The sequence below is a fragment of the Paralteromonas sediminis genome, assembly GCF_003820355.1.
Taxonomy (GTDB): domain Bacteria; phylum Pseudomonadota; class Gammaproteobacteria; order Enterobacterales; family Alteromonadaceae; genus Alteromonas_F; species Alteromonas_F sediminis.
Genome location: NZ_RPOK01000003.1, coordinates 618,736 through 640,135, shown reverse-complemented (window position 1 = coordinate 640,135; position 21,400 = coordinate 618,736). Strand labels below are relative to the sequence as shown.

At 45.1% G+C, this 21,400-nt stretch carries 22 protein-coding genes; 12 read left to right on the top strand and 10 right to left on the bottom strand.

Going from position 1 to position 21,400, the window contains the following annotated elements; translation table 11 throughout:
- Positions 1-391 precede the first annotated feature (391 nt).
- Positions 392-931, top strand: coding sequence for a gamma carbonic anhydrase family protein (locus tag DRW07_RS12065; RefSeq protein WP_124028164.1), 540 nt, complete (start codon positions 392-394; stop codon positions 929-931).
- Here DRW07_RS12065 and aroE read toward each other — a convergent pair.
- Positions 928-1,743 (bottom strand): shikimate dehydrogenase, encoded by an 816-nt coding sequence (aroE, locus tag DRW07_RS12060; RefSeq protein WP_124028163.1) that lies wholly within the window; start codon positions 1,741-1,743, stop codon positions 928-930. The two genes, DRW07_RS12065 and aroE, sit on opposite strands and share 4 nt — an antisense overlap.
- Between aroE and DRW07_RS12055 the strand changes: the two genes are divergently transcribed.
- Positions 1,742-2,158 carry a group II truncated hemoglobin gene (locus tag DRW07_RS12055; RefSeq protein ID WP_124028162.1) on the top strand — a complete coding sequence of 139 codons (417 nt, stop codon included), beginning with the start codon at positions 1,742-1,744 and terminating at the stop codon, positions 2,156-2,158. The two genes, aroE and DRW07_RS12055, sit on opposite strands and share 2 nt — an antisense overlap.
- A gap of 43 nt (positions 2,159-2,201) precedes the next feature.
- On the opposite strand, the gene DRW07_RS12050 is transcribed toward DRW07_RS12055, so the two are convergent.
- From DRW07_RS12050 to DRW07_RS12020, 7 genes are all read right to left on the bottom strand, one after another.
- On the bottom strand, positions 2,202-2,918 hold the full coding sequence (locus tag DRW07_RS12050; protein ID WP_124028161.1) for an OmpW/AlkL family protein: 717 nt from the start codon (positions 2,916-2,918) through the stop codon (positions 2,202-2,204).
- 136 nt (positions 2,919-3,054) lie between these two features.
- A complete protein-coding gene (gene hemF / locus DRW07_RS12045; protein WP_124028160.1) occupies positions 3,055-3,978 on the bottom strand; it encodes an oxygen-dependent coproporphyrinogen oxidase in 924 nt (307 codons plus the stop codon).
- A 3-nt stretch (positions 3,979-3,981) separates the two neighbouring features.
- The gene (tsaC, locus tag DRW07_RS12040; protein WP_124028159.1) at positions 3,982-4,548 is read right to left on the bottom strand and encodes an L-threonylcarbamoyladenylate synthase type 1 TsaC; all 567 of its coding nucleotides are present in this window, start codon (positions 4,546-4,548) and stop codon (positions 3,982-3,984) included.
- The gene (locus tag DRW07_RS12035; RefSeq protein ID WP_124028158.1) at positions 4,529-5,086 is read right to left on the bottom strand and encodes a DNA topoisomerase family protein; all 558 of its coding nucleotides are present in this window, start codon (positions 5,084-5,086) and stop codon (positions 4,529-4,531) included. The genes tsaC and DRW07_RS12035 overlap by 20 nt, the downstream gene beginning before the upstream one ends.
- An 11-nt stretch (positions 5,087-5,097) precedes the next feature.
- Complete coding sequence (locus tag DRW07_RS12030) at positions 5,098-5,574, bottom strand: DUF494 family protein (RefSeq protein WP_124028157.1); 477 nt, start codon at positions 5,572-5,574, stop codon at positions 5,098-5,100.
- Between the two features lie 2 nt (positions 5,575-5,576).
- Positions 5,577-6,665 (bottom strand): DNA-processing protein DprA, encoded by a 1,089-nt coding sequence (dprA, locus tag DRW07_RS12025; protein ID WP_124028156.1) that lies wholly within the window; start codon positions 6,663-6,665, stop codon positions 5,577-5,579.
- A gap of 39 nt (positions 6,666-6,704) precedes the next feature.
- Entirely contained in the window at positions 6,705-7,784 is a 1,080-nt protein-coding gene (locus DRW07_RS12020; RefSeq protein WP_124028155.1) for a LysM peptidoglycan-binding domain-containing protein, read from the bottom strand.
- Between the two features lie 183 nt (positions 7,785-7,967).
- Between DRW07_RS12020 and def the strand changes: the two genes are divergently transcribed.
- The 4 genes from def to trkA are packed head-to-tail and all read left to right on the top strand — an operon-like array spanning position 7,968 to position 12,107.
- A complete protein-coding gene (gene def / locus DRW07_RS12015) occupies positions 7,968-8,477 on the top strand; it encodes a peptide deformylase (protein ID WP_124028154.1) in 510 nt (169 codons plus the stop codon).
- A gap of 13 nt (positions 8,478-8,490) precedes the next feature.
- A complete protein-coding gene (gene fmt / locus DRW07_RS12010; RefSeq protein WP_124028153.1) occupies positions 8,491-9,420 on the top strand; it encodes a methionyl-tRNA formyltransferase in 930 nt (309 codons plus the stop codon).
- Positions 9,417-10,691: a 16S rRNA (cytosine(967)-C(5))-methyltransferase RsmB gene (rsmB, locus tag DRW07_RS12005; RefSeq protein ID WP_124028152.1), complete on the top strand. Its 1,275-nt coding sequence runs from the start codon at positions 9,417-9,419 to the stop codon at positions 10,689-10,691. The genes fmt and rsmB overlap by 4 nt, the downstream gene beginning before the upstream one ends.
- A gap of 36 nt (positions 10,692-10,727) precedes the next feature.
- A complete protein-coding gene (trkA, locus tag DRW07_RS12000) occupies positions 10,728-12,107 on the top strand; it encodes a Trk system potassium transporter TrkA (RefSeq protein WP_124028151.1) in 1,380 nt (459 codons plus the stop codon).
- Between the two features lie 12 nt (positions 12,108-12,119).
- On the opposite strand, the gene DRW07_RS11995 is transcribed toward trkA, so the two are convergent.
- Positions 12,120-13,571 carry a TrkH family potassium uptake protein gene (locus DRW07_RS11995; protein WP_124028150.1) on the bottom strand — a complete coding sequence of 484 codons (1,452 nt, stop codon included), beginning with the start codon at positions 13,569-13,571 and terminating at the stop codon, positions 12,120-12,122.
- Positions 13,572-14,037: 466 nt separating this feature from the next.
- Here DRW07_RS11995 and polA point away from each other — a divergent pair, with 466 nt between their 5' ends.
- Positions 14,038-16,809, top strand: coding sequence for a DNA polymerase I (gene polA, locus DRW07_RS11990; RefSeq protein WP_124028149.1), 2,772 nt, complete (start codon positions 14,038-14,040; stop codon positions 16,807-16,809).
- A 260-nt stretch (positions 16,810-17,069) separates the two neighbouring features.
- Here polA and yihA read toward each other — a convergent pair whose 3' ends face one another.
- Complete coding sequence (gene yihA / locus DRW07_RS11985) at positions 17,070-17,675, bottom strand: ribosome biogenesis GTP-binding protein YihA/YsxC (RefSeq protein WP_124028148.1); 606 nt, start codon at positions 17,673-17,675, stop codon at positions 17,070-17,072.
- A 181-nt stretch (positions 17,676-17,856) separates the two neighbouring features.
- Between yihA and DRW07_RS11980 the strand changes: the two genes are divergently transcribed.
- From DRW07_RS11980 to glyQ, 5 genes are all read left to right on the top strand, one after another.
- Complete coding sequence (locus DRW07_RS11980; RefSeq protein WP_124028147.1) at positions 17,857-18,480, top strand: c-type cytochrome; 624 nt, start codon at positions 17,857-17,859, stop codon at positions 18,478-18,480.
- 406 nt (positions 18,481-18,886) lie between these two features.
- Positions 18,887-19,441 (top strand): class I SAM-dependent methyltransferase, encoded by a 555-nt coding sequence (locus DRW07_RS11975; RefSeq protein WP_240630596.1) that lies wholly within the window; start codon positions 18,887-18,889, stop codon positions 19,439-19,441.
- Between the two features lie 42 nt (positions 19,442-19,483).
- Entirely contained in the window at positions 19,484-19,975 is a 492-nt protein-coding gene (yihI, locus tag DRW07_RS11970; protein WP_124028145.1) for a Der GTPase-activating protein YihI, read from the top strand.
- Positions 19,975-20,424, top strand: coding sequence for a DUF2489 domain-containing protein (locus tag DRW07_RS11965; RefSeq protein ID WP_124028144.1), 450 nt, complete (start codon positions 19,975-19,977; stop codon positions 20,422-20,424). The genes yihI and DRW07_RS11965 overlap by 1 nt, the downstream gene beginning before the upstream one ends.
- Positions 20,425-20,492: 68 nt before the next feature.
- On the top strand, positions 20,493-21,398 hold the full coding sequence (glyQ, locus tag DRW07_RS11960) for a glycine--tRNA ligase subunit alpha (protein WP_124028143.1): 906 nt from the start codon (positions 20,493-20,495) through the stop codon (positions 21,396-21,398).
- Positions 21,399-21,400 lie beyond the last annotated feature (2 nt).

Sequence of the window (21,400 nt, the reverse complement as noted above, 5' to 3'; positions counted from 1 at the left end):
AATTAAAATCGAAATACTTGACTTTAAGTTAATAAAGTAAAGCTAAATAAATTGTCGTTGTGACACTCTTAACGAGTGCCCACACAGATTGTCTTGTATCTAATTTTTAAAGAACAAATGTCATGCTTTGCATAACGGCTTGGTGAGCTTTCCTCCCCAAGCGGGACGCGCATTCTACGCGTTTCGTTGTCAGTGTCAACAGTTTATTTCAACTTTATGTCACTGCGGTGTTACCACCTTTCGAAGCGTTATTAATTACCCCCCGAAGCGGACGCGCATTCTACAGAGAAAATGGAATGGGTCAACACTATTTTGAAATAAATTTGAAATATATATCACCGAGCTATTAAGGTTAGTACACATTCCCAATTTTGCACTCAAGAATAAAGTTATGAATACATATAAAGGCGTTTCACCTACCGTTCACTCAACTGCCTACATTCACGAGTCATCTGTTGTAGCGGGTGATGTTACGCTTGATGCTGACAGCAGTATCTGGCCTCTGGTAGCGGCTAGAGGTGATGTTAATGTTATCAAGCTAGGCAAAAGAACCAATATCCAAGACGGTACTGTGCTTCATGTTACTCGCAAAAGCTCAGCTAACCCTGACGGTTTTCCATTGATAATCGGGGACGATGTCACCGTAGGTCACAAATGTATGTTACACGGCTGTACACTGGGCAACCGCATTTTGGTTGGTATGGGCGCAATTATTATGGACGGTGCCGTTGTACAGGATGATGTGTTTATCGGTGCTGGTACCTTAGTACCACCTAATAAAGTTCTTGAGTCTGGTTATCTATATGTTGGCAACCCAATGCAGAAGAAACGCCCGCTAACAGATAGTGAGGTTAAGTTCTTGAAGCAGTCCGCTGATAACTACGTTGAACTGAAGAATGACTACATCAATGAACGTTTAAATGCGGGCTAACTCATCTGCGTCCGCAACATCACTAGTAAGTCAGAAGTGTCGGGTCTGTAGCCAGTCCAGATCGTAAAGGCTGCAGCAGCCTGACCCACCAGCATACCTAGCCCGTCACAAACATTTTCACTACCATTTTTTTGTGCATGGGCCAAAAAAGGTGTCAGCACCTTTTGGTAGACCATGTCATAAGTCAGTGAAACCTCGGAAAATGACAAACGCCCCAATTCGGGTATACCGCCAGTAAGTCCAGCCGATGTACTGTTTATCACAACATCAAATTTCTGCTCACACTTATGTATGTCTACAGCAGTTACACGTTCATTGTTAACTTCAACGGCTAACTGCTCTGCTTTGGCATAGGTTCTGTTGGCAATTGCAATGCTAGCGACCGACTCTGCTAACAATGGAAACAATGCACCTCTGGCAGCGCCCCCAGCTCCTAGCAATAATACTCGTTTGCCTGAAAGCTCAGTGACAGTCCGTTTTATGTCATTAACCAGTCCTACACCGTCAGTATTCGCCCCACATAATTCGTTTTTATCATTTCTATATATTGTGTTAACTGCTTTAGCCAAGCGTGCAGAATCATCTCGATGGCTCACTAATTGAAAGGCCTGCTCTTTGAACGGCGCGGTAATATTGCACCCGACACATTCGCTGTTGGAAAAGAAATGGGATATATCTTCAATGAACTGCTCAGTCGTTGACAGCTTTCTGTCGTATTGAATACTCAGTCCTGCCTGATCAGCAAAGTGCTGATGAATAATGGGTGATATACTTTGTTTTATTGGATTTCCAAATACAGCAAAACGTTTCATGCAGTGGCTCACAAATTGGATTAACAGATTTAGCGCAAAAAAGTCTCTCTACGAACATATTGGTGGTCAGCCAGTCGTATCGGCCATAGCCAATACTTTTTACGACGTCATGGAATCAGACGCCTATGCCGCTTCACTCTTTGAGATGCATCCTAAACCAATGAGTGCTATTCGTCAGCTGTTTACAGATTATTTGACTATGTGGTTTGGCGGGCCTGACCACTACACACCTAAACGCGGCCATCCACGGCTGCGTGCGAGGCACCTTCCTTTTAAAGTGACTAAAGAGTTAAAAACGCAGTGGATGTATTGCATGCGTATAGCGATTTATCAGCATGTCAAAAATAAACGCATTGCTGACCAAATATTGAGCGCACTCGATCAACTTGCAGAACACATGATAGATAAAGAATAAAAAAGCCGGAGAAAGGCTCCGGCTTTTTTAACGGGTCAACGTTTTAGAATCTGTAGCCTAAAGACAAAGTATATACCCAAGGGTCTATAGTTACTTTTTCAACTGCGCCCACATTACCTAACCCTTCAACATCGAATGACGCTTCAGTCTCAATATCAATGTAACGTACAGACGCGTTCAAGAACATTCTCTTCGTTAATTCGTAGTCAAAGCCCACTTGCGCAGAGAATCCAAATGACGCATCGAGATCAAGGTTCGAAATTTCGGCACCAGCTGGTAACGTGGTTCCAGTTGTTGCTGCCTGAACCGCATCAACCGTGGCACCATTAAACTCTTCATCAAAAAACACCGTGTAATTAAAACCAACACCTGCATAGGGTTGGAACTTTGCTGCTGGATCGGCAAAGAAGTAGTTTGCCGTTACGGTTGGCGGTAGATGCTTGGTGGTTGCCAAATTGCCCAGTGCAAAATCAATATCATGCTTAAATGGCGTTGCTGCCAATACTTCTACATTCCATTTGTCGGCGAAAAAGTAAGCTATATTCAGTCCCAACTGAGTATCGTTACCTACCGAAACACCACCTACTACACCGACTTCTGGCAAGCTGTTTGAACCACCAACCAAAATATCTGTGCTGCTATCATCTGGCGCTACTGTGGTAAGGCCGCCGCGCACTAACCAATCACCTTTTTCATAGGCCACTGCCGGGCCAGCGATTAAGGCACCTGCTACAAGCAAAGCTAATGTTGATTTTTTCATGTTAATTCTCTCGTTGAATGTGATGGCGCTACAATACACCGAGAACCATTAACAAAATTGATATAGAACAAAGGTTTTATGGGAAAAGGCAGACGGCTTTCTGTTGCTTGATCTATATCAACCTATGCATCAGCAATTATTGTGTTTTTAACCAATCAGTAGGCTTAAGCCAGTCGTGTAAGCTTGCTTCTTTCGAGCCAGGCTCTGGTTGATAGCAATATTCCCATCGGGCCATGGGAGGCATGGACATGAGAATTGATTCAGTACGCCCCCCTGTTTGCAGTCCAAATAACGTGCCTCTGTCATAAACAAGATTAAATTCAACGTAACGACCTCGCCTGTAAAGCTGGAAATCGCGTTCTTGCTGGGTAAAAGGCTGTGATTTACGTTTTTCCATAATGGGCACATAAGCATCTATATAGCCTTCTCCCACCGCTCTCATGTAAGCGAAAGACTTGTCAAACCCCCACTCATTTAGATCATCAAAAAACAAACCGCCTACACCACGGGTTTCCTGTCTATGTTTCAAATAAAAATATTCGTCACACCACTTTTTGTGATCGTTGTAAACGTGCTCGCCAAATTCATCGCCGATTCTTTTGGCAACCTTATGCCAGTGAATAACATCCTCTTTATTCGGATAAAAAGGCGTCAGGTCAAACCCACCACCGAACCACCATATCGGTGATTCCCCCTCTTTTTCGGCAATGAAAAAGCGCACATTGGCGTGAGATGTTGGAACATGCGGGTTTTTTGGGTGAATGACCAAAGACACCCCCATAGCCTGAAACTTTCGACCCGCGAGTTCCGGTCTAGCAGCTGTGGCAGACGGTGGCATTGTGTCACCAAAAACGTGGGAAAAGTTGACTCCCCCCTGCTCTATCACGCCACCATTTTTGAGTACTCTGGAGCGCCCTCCTCCACCTTCTGTTCTCTGCCAGTTATCCTGTTCGAATTTTCCAGTGCCATCTGCTCGCTCCAGTGCATTGCATATCGCATCCTGCAGAGACAGAAGAAACGACTTTACCGTTTCGATTTGTGATGAAATGTTTTCCGGCATGCATTAACTCCTGATCACTTTGCCTGTCAGCGCATCTTTGATGGTACTGGGAGACGATAAACCCTGAACATCGCCGTCAACATAAAAAATTCCGTCTCCGAGCTGGCGCTGGGCTTCGGCAAGAGTCCGTGCTGGCTCTTGCCCCGACAAGTTAGCACTGGTGGAAACAATAGGCTTACCAATTTTTCTGCACAAATCTGCCAATGGCTCAAAGGCGGTAACACGCATCGCAATACTGTCATGTTGACCCGAAATCCAAGCAGGTGCTTGGCTAGATTTTGGCATCAACCAGGTATGTGGACCAGGCCAGCTGGAAAATATCTCAGCCCTTTTTTCTTGAGGGATTGCGTTATCATCACAATATGGGAGCAGCTGCGAATAATTCGCTGCCACCAAAATGAGTCCTTTATCCACCGGCCGCTGTTTGGCTTTCAATAATCGCATCACGGCATCTTCGTTGTCTGGGTCACAGCCTATGCCCATGACAGCCTCTGTGGCATAGACAATTAGTTCTCCCTGCTCAAAAGCCTGAACTACGGGGTCGACTGCGTCATTTGGTTCCGGTGTCATCTTCTTGGTACTCACAATCGCGTTGGGGACACATTCGCTTTTCACCCTTTTTGATTAATATTTTCCAACCACACAAAGGGCAAGCGCGATTAACAGGCGGCAAATTTACCACATAGCGGCACTTGGGGTAATTGGAACAGGTATAAAAACGCTTCCCAAAGCGATTGGTTTTTTCGAAGAGTTCACCCGTTTTACACGATGGACAAGGAACAGAAGTGTCCTCCTCGTTATTAAGGTGTCCAATAAAGTGGCAGTCGGGATAATTCATGCAACCGATAAAAAGACCAAATCGACCTTTCTTAACGGCCAAATCACCGTGACACTGGGGGCAGTTGACGCCTTCAATTTGTTTTAAGATTGAAACCGAGGCATCGTGGAGCGGTTTACTGAAGTCGCACTGAGGGTAATTTGAACAACCATAGAAAGGCCCACGCTTACTGCTTTTGAAAGTAAGGGGTGCACCGCATTTAGGACAGTCGGGGGTACCACTGCCTGGCCCGTTTGAACCAAACAGTGTTTTATCTACGCCTCGTACCATTATACGTTCACTTAATGAAGGGGCCCCTCGGCTTCTTCAAAAATGAGCTCTTCCATTTGCGCGTAAGCATTTTCTTTACCCGGCACATTAAACAAGACCATGAGCACTACCCATTTGAGGTCTTCAAGGCAGAATTCACTCGCGTCGATCTCCATAACCCGGTCTAAAACCATCTCCCTTGTAGAAGCATCCAACACGCCGACCTGTTCGAGGAACAACATAAAACCCTGCGCTTCAACGTCAAGTCGCATTTGCTCTTCATGTGTATAAATCCTGTTAACGCCATTCCCCAAAGGCTTTGACAGATAAGGGGTGGTGTTTGTTTCCTGCAGTGCAGCCAATTTCTCTAGCCAACTTAGCGCTTTGTATATTTCATCGTGATGGAAACCTGCACGAATTAGTTCGTCCGTTAACTCGTCTTGGTCAACGCGAATTTCAGTTTCGCTGTGGACCAGATTTTCAAACAGGTACATGAGGATATCGAACATTGTTATTTTCCCCTCAATTTTATGTAACCCCCGGGAACGGCGGCTACGATACCTCGCAACTCATATTCTAATAATGCTGCCATTAACTCTTGTATCGGCAGTTTGCTGCGTTTGGTGATGTCGTCTACAGACGTAACATCGTAATCAACACTATCCAATATTGGATCAGATGCCAAGTGCTTTTGTACAGTTTTTTTTGGCGCTATTGGTACCTCTTCAAAAAAGCCTAGCTCCTCAATAATGTCAGACGTTTGCGTCACTAACTTTGCGCCTTGCTGTATCAACCAATTAACGCCTTCACTTAATGGATTATTTATATTTCCTGGTACTGCGAAAACGTCTTTCCCCATATCTGCGGCCAAATTTGCAGTTATCAAGGAGCCTGAACGAATCTTTGCTTCGATCACAAGCACACCTTTACTCAGTCCAGCAACGATTCTGTTTCTGCATGGAAAGTGGTGTGCCCGTGGCGGTGTCCCAGGAAAAAACTCTGACACTACCGCGCCACCGTTTTCAAGAATACGATTGTACAGAGGCCGATTGTATTTCGGGTAGCACACATCAACGCCGGTTCCCAATACAGCCAAAGTATTACCGTTATAGAACGCGCCTTCATGTGCGGCGGCGTCTATCCCCCTTGCTAGACCACTTGTTACGATGATGGCATTGTCACTGAGTTCTTCTGCTATTTGGGAGGCAATTCGGCATCCATTTTGGGAAGCATGCCTACTGCCCACTATACTCATTTGCGTAGTCTGTAGTTTCTCAGCGTCACCCAGAACAAAGAGTACACATGGCGGACAGGCTAATTGTTTAAGATGAATGGGATATAGAGGGTCGTCAAAGGTAATACACTGAATACCATTTCGTTGTGTTTTGTTTAAGACCGTTTCACAGTGGTTTGACACATCGCGCATTTTTGCCAATAGCGCTGGGGGGAGGCCATATTCTTGCCAGGCGGCTTCGCTTGTCAAAAATAACTTGCCCATTGGTTTGCCAACGCTTTCGCATAACTGCTTCCACTCAGGCGCTTTGAGGGCTGTTAACTTAGACGCCAACAACCACGCTAGCGTTTGCTCTTCTTTTTGCATACCGTCCTTCTGCAAGAAGTCGGTATGCTATATAAAAGATTAAGGCTTACCGACAATGAATCCTGTTTTTATCGACTTTTCAGCGCGCGTAATTATGCCGTAGCTGGCATTATCAAACACCGAGAATACAACAAGTTCGCCGAGTTTAAGAGCAGGTTGCGTAACCGTAGTCCCATCATTGAAGGCGCTGGTAATGGCATCTGATTCATCAGCATATTTAGGTTCACCGTCATCAATAATGTTAGGCCCTTGCGCATAAATGCCCATTACAGAGCCTGGCACCACCTGCCCATCACCTAAATCGACGATAACAACGTCGTATTTTCCGAACATGGCGTAAGGGTGAAGACTGCCGACAACATTACCTCGGACCCCCTCACTCACTGCAGCCAGTTCAAGGTCTTCGCCTTTAAAATCAGGTGCAGACCAAAGTCTGTCGCCGCGCAAGATTTCCTGTTTATTATTTTTAACTTTAATTAACCACTCATTGCCAAGGTCGTCTTCCAGCATATCTGCTGATGCAATATGGTTAAGCTGATAGCCCAGCTCATTACCTTGCAAGTCTGATATAGTACCCATGTGCCTTACGATGTGATACTGATCTTCAGCACGGCCAAAGCGTCGGGTCAATAATACATCGTCGTCAGCAAATCGCACTGCGCCATCTTGGTTACCCAATACTTTAGGCATAATGTCATAGGAGTCCTGTGAAACTATCCAACTGTTTTCTACGTAGGGTTCTAGTACTTCCCAAGGCAATACATCTATAGCTTGAGCTTTATCGATTCGTTTTTCATTTGGGGTTAACACCATTCGCTTTTTACTGCCTTCAACCGTCAGTACAGGCTGACCGTCAACATAACGCAATACCAGCACATCGCCCGGATAAATTAAATGCGGATTTTGAATTTGTGTGTTGTTCGCCCACAACTCGGGCCAGCGCCAGGGCTCACTCAAATACATGCCGGATATATCCCAAAGCGTGTCGCCTTTTTTAACTGTGTAACGCTCAGGCGCATCGGATTTAACTTCCATTGAGTGAGCATGCATGGTGCCCAAAACAAAGACCAACGCTGTTAGAGCGCTTCGCAGAACATTACTAACCGATTTTGTTGTCATTATTGTTACCTACGCCCTGTAAAGTGTCTTACTGTGATGAAAAAAAGATATTAACGCCATTTTGCGCATTATTGCGTTAAAATATAACCATAAATTCTTAGGAAATGAATGTCGATATATAGATCGTATGCGTATTGATACGATTTATGTAACAACACCAAGCAAGAAAGTGAGTTATAAACAATGGCAATTCTAGAAGTATTAAGCTTTCCAGACGAGCGTTTGAGAACTGTCGCTAAGCCAGTCGATAGCGTTGATGCGGAAATAAAAACACTCGTTGACGATATGTTCGAGACGATGAAAGATGAAAATGGAATTGGTTTGGCCGCTACGCAGGTCAATCGCCATGTCCGCGTGGTAGTAATGGATGTGTCAGAGGAACAAAACGAACCACGAGTCTTTATCAACCCCGTCATTACCCATAAAGAAGGCTCAACGATCAGCGAAGAAGGATGCCTATCTGTTCCTGGCAATTATGCAAAGGTGGAGCGCGCAGAAAAGGTTAAAGTGTCTGCATTAGACAAAGAAGGATCACCCTTTGAGTTGGAAGCCGACGGCCTACTCGCAATTTGTATTCAACACGAATTGGACCATTTGGAAGGTAAACTTTTTGTAGATTATCTTTCTCCTTTGAAGCGCCAGCGTATTAAAAAGAAGCTGGAAAAAGAAGCGCGTATGGCCGCCAGGGCATAAGGATAGAAATACCGTGAGAATTATTTTTGCGGGCACACCCGATTTTGCTGCTCGCCATCTTCAAGCATTGCTTGATGCAAACTATGATGTAGTTGCTGTATACACACAACCTGACCGACCTGCGGGACGAGGTAAAAAACTCAAGCCGAGTGAAGTGAAAACACTGGCACTTACCCACGATTTACCCGTTTGCCAGCCGGAAAATTTTAAAGACACGTCTGCCCAAGAAACACTGGCAAAATGGGACGCAGACATCATGGTAGTAGTAGCATATGGCATCATACTTCCTCGCATTATTTTAGATACACCGCGTCTTGGTTGCATTAATGTGCACGGCTCGCTGTTGCCAAAGTGGCGCGGCGCAGCCCCTATTCAGCGGGCTATTTGGGCCGGCGATGAAGAAACGGGGGTAACTATAATGCAAATGGATGCTGGTCTTGATACCGGCGCAATGTTGCACAAACATGCTATTCCTATTGAGCCCAATGACACTAGTGCGTCTCTATACGATAAGCTTTCCGTGGTGGGTCCAACAGCATTAGTCGAGGCGCTGAACAATGTTGCCAACTGGAAACCTGAAGCGCAGTCAGACTCACAAGCAACCTACGCAAAAAAACTCAGTAAAGAAGAAGCTAAAATTAATTGGTCGTTGGGTGCAACCCAACTAAGCCGAAATGTACGTGCCTTTAATCCTTGGCCAGTGAGTTGGTTTGAGCTCAATAATACTGCAATTAAGGTGTGGTCTTTAACAGTGACCTCACAATCCTGTGAAGATTATTCACCAGGAGAAATAATACAGGCAGGCCGAGACGGCCTTTTGGTGGCAACATCGGATTACGCTGTCAAGATCGAACATATCCAAATTCCCGGAAAGAAAGCTGCGCCATTTTTTGACGTTTACAATGCACGGCAGGCGTGGTTTGAGCCTGGTACCCATTTATGAATCTCATACCACCCAAAGGTTACAACTTGCGAGCTGACAGTGCATGGGTAATTTTTCAGGTTTTAGAACAGGGTGTATCAGCACGTGAGTGCCTGCCTAAAGTCTTGGAAAAGTATGTAGAGCCAAGAGATAGGAACTGGCTAAATGAAGTCACTATGGGGGTGTTCAGAACACTCCCCCTTTTACAAAGCTGGCTCAGGCCAATGCTCGCTAAGCCGCTTAAGGGCGATAAGAAAATCATAGAGCACCTGCTCCTAATTGGTTTCTATCAACTGGCTTTCATGCGCGTATCTGAGCATGCTGCCACCAATGAAACCGTTAACGCTGCAGGCGTTCTCAAAGCCAAATCATTGAGCGGATTGGTAAATGGTATTCTCAGACAATTTCAACGGCAAGAACATCCACCTGCAAAAAGTGAAGCTATGAAAGCCGGTTTACCAGGGTGGATTTACAAAAAGCTCGCGGAAGCCTACCCACAAAAACTATCATCGATTATTGATGCAATGAACGCTAAACCGCCTATCTGGTTACGGGTTAATACGCAAAAAACCACTATTACCTCTTTTACTCAGGTATTGACCGAGGCGGGCGTCTCATTTACGACCAGTGATTTACACCCAGATGGGGTGATCATAGGTAAAGGTGATATTACTCAGCTTCCGGGTTTTGAACAGGGCGAATTCACGGTACAGGATGGTGCTGCGCAATTGGCTGCTGAATACCTGTCTCCCCAATCAGGCGACCATATTCTGGATTGCTGTGCCGCGCCAGGCGGTAAAACAACACATCTTTATGCACACGCACCCGACAGTAGCATCGTTGCACTGGAGCTGGAGCCAGCCCGAATTGCTCGGATAAACGAAAATATGTCTCGTCTTGGGGCGCGAGCTCAAGTTGTTCAAGGCGACGCCAGTCAGCCCCATACGTGGTGGGATGGTAAGTACTTTGACCGCATTTTGTTGGATGCTCCCTGCTCTGCTACAGGCATTATTCGTCGGCATCCTGACATTCGCTGGTTAAGAAAAGTCACAGATATTGCACCTTTGGTAAGCTTGCAAGCCAGTATTCTTGATGCCATCTGGCCACTTTTAAAACCCGGCGGCACACTCCTTTATGCCACGTGCTCAATTTTACCTGAAGAAAATCAAGAACAAATTGACCGCTTCCTAGCCCGCACTCCTGACGCAACAGCAGAGGGTGTTATGCAACAAATATTGCCAGGAGAAGCACAAATGGATGGTTTCTATTATGCTCGACTGTTAAAGTCTTAAAAGCTGCTATGCATAACAAATAAACGATAAGACGTCATGAAAATCATTATCTTAGGTGCGGGACAAGTTGGTGGAACGCTAGCTGAGAATCTTGTAGGTGAAAAAAACGAGATAACGGTTATCGATGCTGATCAGGTTACCTTGCGTGCCCTGCAGGACCGCCTCGATTTACAAGTTGTTCACGGTGTAGGTTCACACCCGGATGTTTTACGCAAAGCAGGCGCCGAAGACGCTGACATGTTAATCGCGGTTACCAACAGTGATGAAAGTAACATGCTAGCCTGCCAGGTTGCCTACAGCCTTTTCAAGACACCCACTAAGATCGCACGCGTTCGCTCTGAGCAGTACATCATTTATCAGGAGCAGTTGTATAAGCAGCAAGACATTCCGGTAGACCACATTATCGCACCAGAACAATTGGTCACCCAGGCAATCAAGCGACTAATTGACTATCCCGGTGCATTGCAAGTAGTTGAATTTGCTGGCGGAAAGGCAAGCTTGGTCGCCGTTAAGGCTTATTATGGGGGATTGCTGGTTGGTCACGCACTGTCAGCCCTTAAAGAGCATATGCCGAATGTTGAAACCCGTGTAGCTGCAATTTACCGACGCGGAAAGCCCATCCGGCCACTGGGGTCGACCGTAATTGAGGCTGATGATGAAGTGTTTTTCATCGCCGCGACCAAACATATACGTGCTGTAATGAGTGAGCTACAAAAGCTTGAAAGCAGTTATAAACGGATCATGATAGCGGGCGGTGGACTGATAGGCGCAGGCTTGGCGAAGAAGCTTGAACACAAACACAATGTCAAACTAATAGAATATCATCAGGAGCGCGCAGAGTTTCTTTCGTCGCACTTAGATAAAACCATAGTATTCTGTGGGGATGCGTCAGATTCAGAATTACTCAACGAAGAAAGTGTCGAGAGTGTTGATGCCTTCATTGCGGTAACCAATGACGATGAGGCAAATATCATGTCCGCCATGCTTGCCAAGCGTATGGGTGCGCAAAAAGCCATGGTTCTTATCCAGCGCAGTGCCTATGTCGACTTAGTGCAAGGGGGCGAAATTGACATCGCCTTCTCTCCGCAACAGGCTACAATCTCAGCCTTGCTCACACATGTTAGGCGCGGCGACATTGTTAATGTCTATTCACTGCGAAGAGGTGCCGCAGAAGCAATTGAAGCTATTGCACATGGAGATAAAAACACCTCCAAGGTGGTAGGTCGCCCTATCAGTGAAATAAAAATGCCCCCAGGCACAACCATTGGCGCGATAGTCAGGGAAGACCAGGTCATCATTGCGCACAGCAATACCGTCATTGAAGCCAATGACCATGTCATTCTGTTTCTAGTAGACAAAAAGTTTATCGGTGATGTAGAAAAACTCTTCCAACCTAGCGCCTTTTTCTTTGGGTAAATGCGTTACGGGTTAGCCCCGCCAAAAAGTAGGAGAAAACAGTACCAGTAAGGAAAACACTTCCAAACGACCAAATAACATAGCGAGAATGAGTAACCATTTGCCAGGGTCATTAACACTGGCAAACGTAGAGGAAACCTCACCTAAACCAGGGCCAAGATTGTTGAGAGTGGCAGCCGTCGCAGTAAAGGCTGTTATGTTGTCGAGCCCGGTTGAAATTAAGCCTATCATAATGATCACAAAAACAATGGCATAGGCAGAAAAGAAACCCCATACCGCTTCAACGACTCTGTCAGGCATAGCTCTGTCACCTAACTTTACGGAATAGATAGCTTTAGGATGTACCAAACGGTCAATCTCACGTTTGCCTTGGAGGTAAAGCAAAAACACACGGATGACTTTCAGACCGCCACCGGTTGATCCTGCGCAACCACCAATAAAGCTGGAAAAAATCAATAATATTGGCAGAAAGGCCGGCCACGCAGAAAAGTCTGTTGTGGTAAAACCAGCCGTCGTACTGATAGATACTGCCTGCAACATTGCCTGATCAAGAGCCACTTCGGCGGAGCGGTAATAGTTACTTAGTACTAATGTTAAAAAGCATACGGAAATCAACGCTGCCTGAATAAAGAAGAAGGCTTTAAACTCCGGATCATGTCGATAATTTTGTAACGATCTTGCGCTAACCGCAGCGTAATGCAGCGCAAAGTTAAGGGCAGCAATCCATAAAAAGACCACACAGATGACATTAACCAGCGGACTCTGAAAGTAACCCAAAGACGCATCATAGGTAGAGAAGCCACCAATCGCGATAGTAGAAAAGGCGTGGCATATCGCATCGAACAATGTCATTCCAGCGAGCCAATAAGCTAACGAACATGCAATGGTCAATCCTAAGTAGATAAACCACAAGTGCTTCGCGGTATCAGCTATCCGCGGAGTCATTTTTGAATCCTTTACTGGACCGGGTGTTTCAGCGCGATAAAGCTGCATACCTCCAACGCCCAAAATCGGCAAAATAGCCACCGCCAATACAATGATCCCCATGCCTCCTAACCACTGCAGTTGCTGCCGATAGAATTTAACTGCGTGAGGCAAAAACTCTATACCTTCAATTACAGTCGCGCCGGTTGTGGTTAAGCCAGAGAATGATTCGAAAAACGAGTCAGTAATGCTCATTTGAGGTTGTTCGAGCAGCGCAAAAGGAATGGCACCAAAACTTGCAAGTACTGTCCAGAAAAGCACCACAATGAGAAAGCCTTCTTTGGCTCTTAGATCAGATTTATGTGTACGATTTGGATACCAAAACGCTGTACCCGTTAACAAGCAGAGTATAAACGCCAACACAAAAGGCAAGCCTCCACCATCCTGGTAAATCAGGGAGACTAAAGCAGGCGGGACCATGGTGACGCTAAACAAGGCTACCAACAATCCTAGAATTCTTATTATTGCCCGGTACTGCATGAATACGCGTTCTTTAGTTGAATAGCAGTATTAGCGCAGATTGCGACTTGCGGCTCAACCTTTTTTTCATAATTTGTTCTATCCCTTGTTTTTATTGGCTTATGCATTTATGAACAAAATGTAAACAAACACGAAAAAAATGTTATTAAGAAACACCTGTTCTTTTGACTTGGTTATGATACATTTTTTGACCGCTAGGAATCTAGGCGGATCGTCAGTCAAACCTTTATACACAAATCTAGATTTAAAAACATTTAGTTTAAGCTTCTTTGATAGGGCTTTTTTTCTATATAAATCAAAAATATAGATTTCCCGAAGTATTTTTATCAGTTATTCACTGATCCATTTACATTTTTCTTCACAGAGTTATCCACAAATTATCCAGATCCTTTTTTCTACATACTTGCTTTGACGCTGTGCTGTGGCATTCTGATGCCATTAAATAGTAGGAACAAAAAATAGTCTCATGTCTGATCACGCACCCGCTCCTTTTATTCTGGTCGATGGCTCCTCTTATTTGTTTAGAGCGTTTCATGGCTTACCTCCCTTAACTAACTCTAAGGGAAAAGACACCGGCGCTATTTACGGCGTCGTCAATATGCTGAAAAGCCTGTTGAAAGAATATCAGCCAACACATATGGCAGTGGTTTTTGATGCAAAGGGTAAAACCTTTCGCAATGATATGTATGCAGAGTACAAGGCAAATCGTCCTGAAATGCCACCCGAACTCAGAGATCAAATCGCGCCACTTCATGAGATTATTAAAGCAATGGGTTTGCCGCTGGTTGTAGTGCCAGATGTTGAAGCCGACGATGTCATAGGCACGTTAGCGGCGCAGGCTACGGCTCTTGAGATGGCCTGTCTCATAAGCACGGGCGATAAAGATATGGCACAGCTTGTCAATGACCATGTCACGCTGATCAATACAATGAATAACCAGATTACGGATAGAGAGGGCGTCGTTGAAAAGTTTGGTGTACCCGCAGAATTTATTATTGATTTTCTCGCCCTCAAGGGTGACAAGGTTGACAACATTCCAGGAGTGCCCGGTGTCGGCGATAAAAGTGCCCAAGCTATGATAAACGGCATCGGCGGAATTGATGATATTTACAACAACCTTGATAAGCTCGCCGAACTCTCGTTTAGAGGCGCTAAAACAATGGCAGCTAAAATGGCAGAACACGAGGAACAAGCGCGTCTGTCTTACCAGCTTGCAACTATCGTCACAGATCTTGATTTAACTGTATCACCGCAAACACTTACTCCCTCAGAGCCAGACTTAGATGCATTGATAGCCTTGTATTCAGAGTATGAATTTAAGCGCTGGTTCAGTGAAGCTAGTGCAATTAAATCAAGTGATTCTGGCGATAAAAACACGGAAACCGAGGACGTTGCAGAGGCAGGTGTTACAGAATCAGTGATAAATGCAGATAACTACCAGACCGTTTTTGATGAAGCACAAATAGAAGACTGGATCGCCAAAATTAAAGCATCAACGCTGGTTGCTTTTGATACGGAAACCACCAGTCTCGACTACATGCAAGCTGAGTTAGTTGGCATGTCATTTTGTGTAGCAGAAGGTGAAGCTTGTTATATTCCTGTTGGTCATAAAGACCCTACCGCGCCGCAACAGTTGGATAAAGCATGGGTGCTTTCTAAATTTAAACCGCTATTAGAAGACCCTTCGATTAAAAAAGTAGGTCAACATATTAAGTACGACAAAAATGTGCTGGCAAATGAGGGTATCACTCTAAATGGCATTGCTTTTGACACCATGTTAGAAAGTTATGTACTCAACAGCACAGCAACGCGCCATGACATGGATTCCTTGTCCATGGCTTACCTGCATCACAAAACCATCAGCTTTGAAGAAATTGCCGGTAAAGGTGCTAAGCAGCTTACCTTTGATCTTATTCCTATTGAGCAGGCCGCGCCGTATGCTGCCGAGGATGCTGACATTACTTTGCGGTTACACAATGCGATTTGGCAAAAGCTTGCACCACTTGAAAAACAAAAAGATGTGTTGCTCAACATTGAAATCCCCCTTAGTGGTGTCCTGTCCAGAATAGAGCAGCAAGGTGTAAATATTGACAGTCAACGGCTACAACAGCAAAGCCAGGACTTGGCCGTTCGCATTGCGGAACTTGAAAAAGAGGTGCATGAAAAGGCAGGCGAAGCGTTTAACCTCGGGTCACCTAAACAATTGCAAGCTATATTATTCGATAAACTATCTTTGCCAGTCATAAAAAAGACCCCCAAGGGCGCACCGTCAACCTCTGAAGATGTGTTGCAAGAGCTAGCTGAAGACTATGAATTGCCGCGGATGATTATTGAATATCGCGGTTTGTCTAAATTAAAGTCGACCTATACAGACAAGCTACCCAAAATGGTTAATCACAGAACAGGCCGCGTTCATACCTCATATCATCAGGCAGTTACGGCCACAGGAAGGCTGTCATCTTCGGATCCGAATTTACAGAATATTCCAATTAGAAATGCCGAAGGCCGACGGGTGCGCCAAGCGTTTGTCCCTGATGAAGGCTATGTAATTGTTGCTGCCGACTACTCGCAAATAGAGCTTAGGATCATGGCGCATCTTTCCAAAGACAAAGGATTACTTGATGCTTTCAAACATGGCCTTGATGTTCACCGTGCAACAGCAGCAGAGGTGTTTGGCATACCAACAGAGCAAGTGACGGACAGTCAAAGACGCAGCGCAAAAGCCATTAATTTTGGCCTCATATATGGTATGTCAGCGTTCGGTCTGGCAAAGCAATTGCACATTAGTAGACAGGACGCACAAGGCTATATGAACACCTATTTTGAGCGGTATCCAGGTGTACTCTCTTACATGGAGTCTACCCGAGAGAAAGTGAAGTCTGATGGTTATGTCGAAACAGTTTTTGGCCGACGACTTTACTTGCCAGAGATACGTTCGAGTAATGGCGCAAGGCGAAAAGGTGCAGAACGTGCTGCGATAAACGCCCCTATGCAGGGTACCGCTGCTGACATCATTAAAATGGCCATGATTAAAGTAGATGAGTGGATTCAGGGCCTTAAAGATGACTCAGTTAAAATGATCATGCAGGTTCACGATGAACTCGTTTTTGAAATAAAACAACAAAACGTAGAAGCACACTGCAAAACCATAAAAACCCTGATGGAATCAGCCTCTGAGCTTGACGTGCCGCTTATTGTAGACGTAGGAAAAGGACACAACTGGGACGAAGCGCACTAATTTGTGGTTATTTAATTACAAAAAGCTTGTTTTTTATTCATCTTATTTGTACTATTGCAGTTGTAGGGTACAGAGGTGAGAAGACAGATTCACGCCTTTGATTCAGCCTCGACTTTTTAGTCGGGGCTTTTTTTTGCTCTTTTTTTATTTTTTTACTGTGCAGAATGAACTTTTGAATGGCTAGGTGGGTCTATTTAATCGGTTTTATGTGTGTTTTCTTTTCTTAATAGCCTGGCATTCCTGTGAATACCAGGCTTTTTTTATGCCTCAGCCTGTAAATCCATCCACGCCGAGATGGTAGATTCCAATTCATTCATGCCAATGCCTGACTGCGCAGAAAACGCGTGAACGGTTACATCACCGCAAAATGCCAACGACGCCTCTCTGGCCATGAGTGTTTGTGCTTTTCGTTTACCCGATTTAAGTTTATCGGCCTTGGTAAGTAAAGCCAATACAGGCAGTTTTGCATCGACAGCCCAGTAGATAAGCTCTTGGTCCAAATCTTTAAGAGGATGCCTAATATCCATCAAGACAACCACGCCTTTTAAACACTTACGCTTATGTAAGTACTCACTCAGTGCTGCTTGCCACTTCTTTTTCATCGCCAGTGGAACTTGTGCATATCCGTAACCAGGAAGGTCAATCAATCGCCGGTCTTCATCTAACGAAAACACGTTGATCATCTGGGTTCTTCCTGGGGTCTTACTGGTTCTCGCTAACTGTTTTTGCCTGGCAAGTTTATTCAGCGCACTGGACTTCCCAGCATTGGACCGGCCCACAAAAGCAACTTCATAACCACTATCAGCTCCCAAATGCTGAATATTAGGTGCACTAATTGAAAATGTGGCTCTTGAAAAGTAGCTCATTGTTTTCCTTATTATAGAGAAGTATTCACAAAGCTATATTGTAAACCCAAATTACCTACAATGTGCTGTTAAAACTGATTTCAAACGATGAATTGGTTTTTTAGTTGAGCGAATTGTGTAAAATACGAAAATTACATCATAGAGCCCTTATAGTTCTGTAAAAGCAGAAAAGAGAAAAACCATGAAAAGAATCCTTTTTTTGTTGAGTTTGTCCATTGGTGTTTCACATACCGCGATAGCACAAGGCGATCCTGAAGCAGGCAAAGCCGCATCAGCCGTTTGTGCAGCCTGCCATGGAACAGATGGAAACAGTGCCATTCCAATGAACCCAAAGATTGCGGGTCAGCATGAAAAGTATATTTTGAAGCAGTTACAGGAATTCAAACTCGCCTCTCAAACCGGCGGTGAGGAAGGCCGAAATAATGCGGTTATGAATGGAATGGCGGCTCCACTGTCTGATCAACAAATGCGCGATTTAGCTGCTTATTATGCCAGCCAGGATGCCAAAGGCGGCAGTACTCCTGAGCAGTACATAGCACCTGGCGAGGCGTTATATCGCGGTGGAGATGAAGAAAGAGGTATCGCCGCGTGCGTTGCATGCCATGGTCCTACCGGAAATGGTCAAAGCCTTTCAGGTTTCCCTGATATCTCAGGTCAGCATGTTGAATATACTGTAACGCAGTTGAAGGCATTTAGAAGTGGCGCGCGACACAACGACATGAACGGCATGATGCGCGATATTGCTATGAAACTTACTGACGAAGATATTGAAGTATTGGCTAATTATCTTGCCGGACTCTATTAGTCGTTTTTGGCCCGGAACGGCCTAGTGTCACAATTGTTAAATAATTGTATAAAGTTATTGTAATTTGCAAAAATTGATGTATTCTTGTCCAAGTTTCGACGAGTAGTAAAATATTCGCGATTAACAGACTAGGACGACTAATAAAGAGTCAGGAAGACCTAAAACGATAAAACGCTCTGTCAACAACAATAAAAAGTAGAGCAAGCTAGGGAAGCATCAAACACAAAGACGTGTTATGACGGGAGAGGTGTCATCTGGCACTCAATACGAGGTGGTAGCTTAGGCTTCCACCTTTTTTCTTTTGTGAGCAATAAATCTAGTGTGCCCACTTTGTCATTTTAATCAGCACCAAACACTATTCCATTCCGATAAGAAACGCACATATATCCAGTGTCAGCGCTGCCGCTTGGTCTATGTTAGCCGAGAATGCTTACCAACATTGTTGGAAGAGAAGCGGGAATACGATTTACACGAAAATAGTTTTGATGATGAAGGATACCATCGATTCCTTTCACGAGCTTATGACGTTGCAGCGACAGAAACGGAAAACTTCATCTATGTAAAAAATGCATTGGATTTTGGGTGTGGTCCAGCACCCGTTTTAGCGGCGACTCTGTCTCGTAATATTGCTGAGGTAAGCTTTTTCGACCCTTTGTATTTTCCTTGCTTGCCTGACAAGAGGCAGCAATTTGATTTGATCACCTGCACAGAAGCCATTGAGCACTTTCATACACCACATGAAGAGTGGCATTGGATAGTGTCTAGGTTATCGGAAAACGGTGTATTTATTGTGATGACAAAGCGCGTCATTTCGGCCAGTCGTTTTGCACAATGGCACTACAAGAATGACCTAACACATGTCAGTTTTTTCAGTGACTTTACTTTTACCTACCTAGCGGCGAAAAGCGCCTTAACAGTTTCTTTCCCAAGCGATGATATTGCGGTGTTTAAGCGCATTTAATAAAGGTATAATTGTGTTTTTACTTTTACAGTCGGGACGACAATGCCAAGACAGAAAAAGACACGCAAGATTGGTCAGATAGGCACGCCCAAGTCCAGCGACAGGCATGTTCATGAAAAGACCAACACCAGGACCAAGAAGAAGGCAGGTCGCCCTTCTGGCTCTCGTAACAATATGGACAAGGCCACACAAAATAAGCCTAAGGCGAATCACAAGTCCACAGACCCAAGGCATGGCAGCAAGAGACTCATTGCCTTGACCCAAGAGATCAAGCGTTATGCAACGCCCAATGAAGAGTTAGCCGCGATTGAAGCAGACAATCGTCTATCTACACTGCTAGATAAAGCTGAGCGTGGTGAAGCCTTGAACAAGGCACAGCAGGCCTATGTGGATGAGAAGCTCAAGCGGCACGCCATATTGTGTGACATGCTTGGTATTTCAGCAGAGCAGGAAGAAGACAGCGAGCGCAGTGATCCATTCGACAAGCTTGATGCTATTTCTATGCAGGACTTTGTTGAACCGGACAAACAATAGTGTTTTACACGATATTACTATTGGGTGCGTTGATTATTGCAGCCCTCGCCTTCTATGCAGGTCGGCTCTTGTTCTTGCTGAAAAAGCAAAATGAGCGACAGGCTGTTGCCCGTCAAAAACGTGTAGCAACTATCACTGAGAGCGTGACCACAATCGCTATGGCCATGAGTCAACAGCAGTGTGATTTATCTGAAGGGGCAATAAGGATATGCCGTCTTTTAGACGCGCTACCATTAGACCCAAAGCCCGACTATGACCAGAGGTTTCCACATATTTATGGGCTGTTTATCAAAGTATCTGGCTTTGATACCCATGAGGCAAGAATGGCTCTGGACAAACGGGAGCGACGTCGCCAGGACCGAGCAAGGGAAGAAATTGAAGCCGAATATGAAAGCAGGGTTCTAGGTGAATTGGAAAAGATCACGACTTTTTGCAAAGGCTTGGGCTGAAGCCCTACACTACTGACCATTCAACCGCTATAATAGCGCCCTTTTTGAGCAAATCAGGCCATTGGTGAATGCAAAAATTTGATGTAAAAACATTCCAAGGACTCATTCTTGCGCTTCAGGATTACTGGGCAAGACAAGGGTGTGTCATTATTCAGCCGCTGGACATGGAAGTGGGCGCTGGCACGTTCCACCCAATGACATTTTTGCGTTCTTTGGGGCCAGAGCCAATGAATAGTGCCTATGTCCAGCCTTGCAGAAGGCCCACTGACGGTCGCTATGGCGAAAACCCAAACCGTTTACAGCATTACTACCAGTTTCAAGTCATGCTAAAACCCTCTCCCAGCGATATTCAAGAGAAGTACCTTGATTCATTGAAAGAGCTTGGCTTTGACCCCTTAGAGCATGACATTCGTTTTGTTGAGGACAACTGGGAATCTCCAACACTTGGCGCTTGGGGTTTAGGCTGGGAAGTATGGCTTAACGGTATGGAAGTCACCCAATTTACTTATTTTCAACAGGTCGGCGGCCTTGAGTGTAAGCCTGTAACGGGTGAAATCACCTATGGCCTAGAAAGGCTAGCTATGTATATCCAGGGCGTAGACAGTATTTACGATCTGGTTTGGGCACATACACCACAAGGCACCGTGACCTATGGTGATGTATTCCATCAGAACGAAGTTGAGCAATCCGCATTCAACTTTGAGCACGCCGATGTAAACACCTTGTTTAAGCAGTTTGATGACTGCGAAACAGCGAGTCAGTCACTGATCGAGAAGAACCTGCCATTGCCCGCTTATGAACAAGTCATGCGCGCGTCTCATGCTTTCAATCTTCTTGATGCCAGACACGCCATATCAGTAACCGAACGACAGCGCTATATTTTGCGCGTTCGCACGCTGGCAAAAGCCTGCGCACAAAGCTACTACGATGCACGAGAATCTTTGGGATTCCCGCTGTGCAAGAAAGAACAATAAGG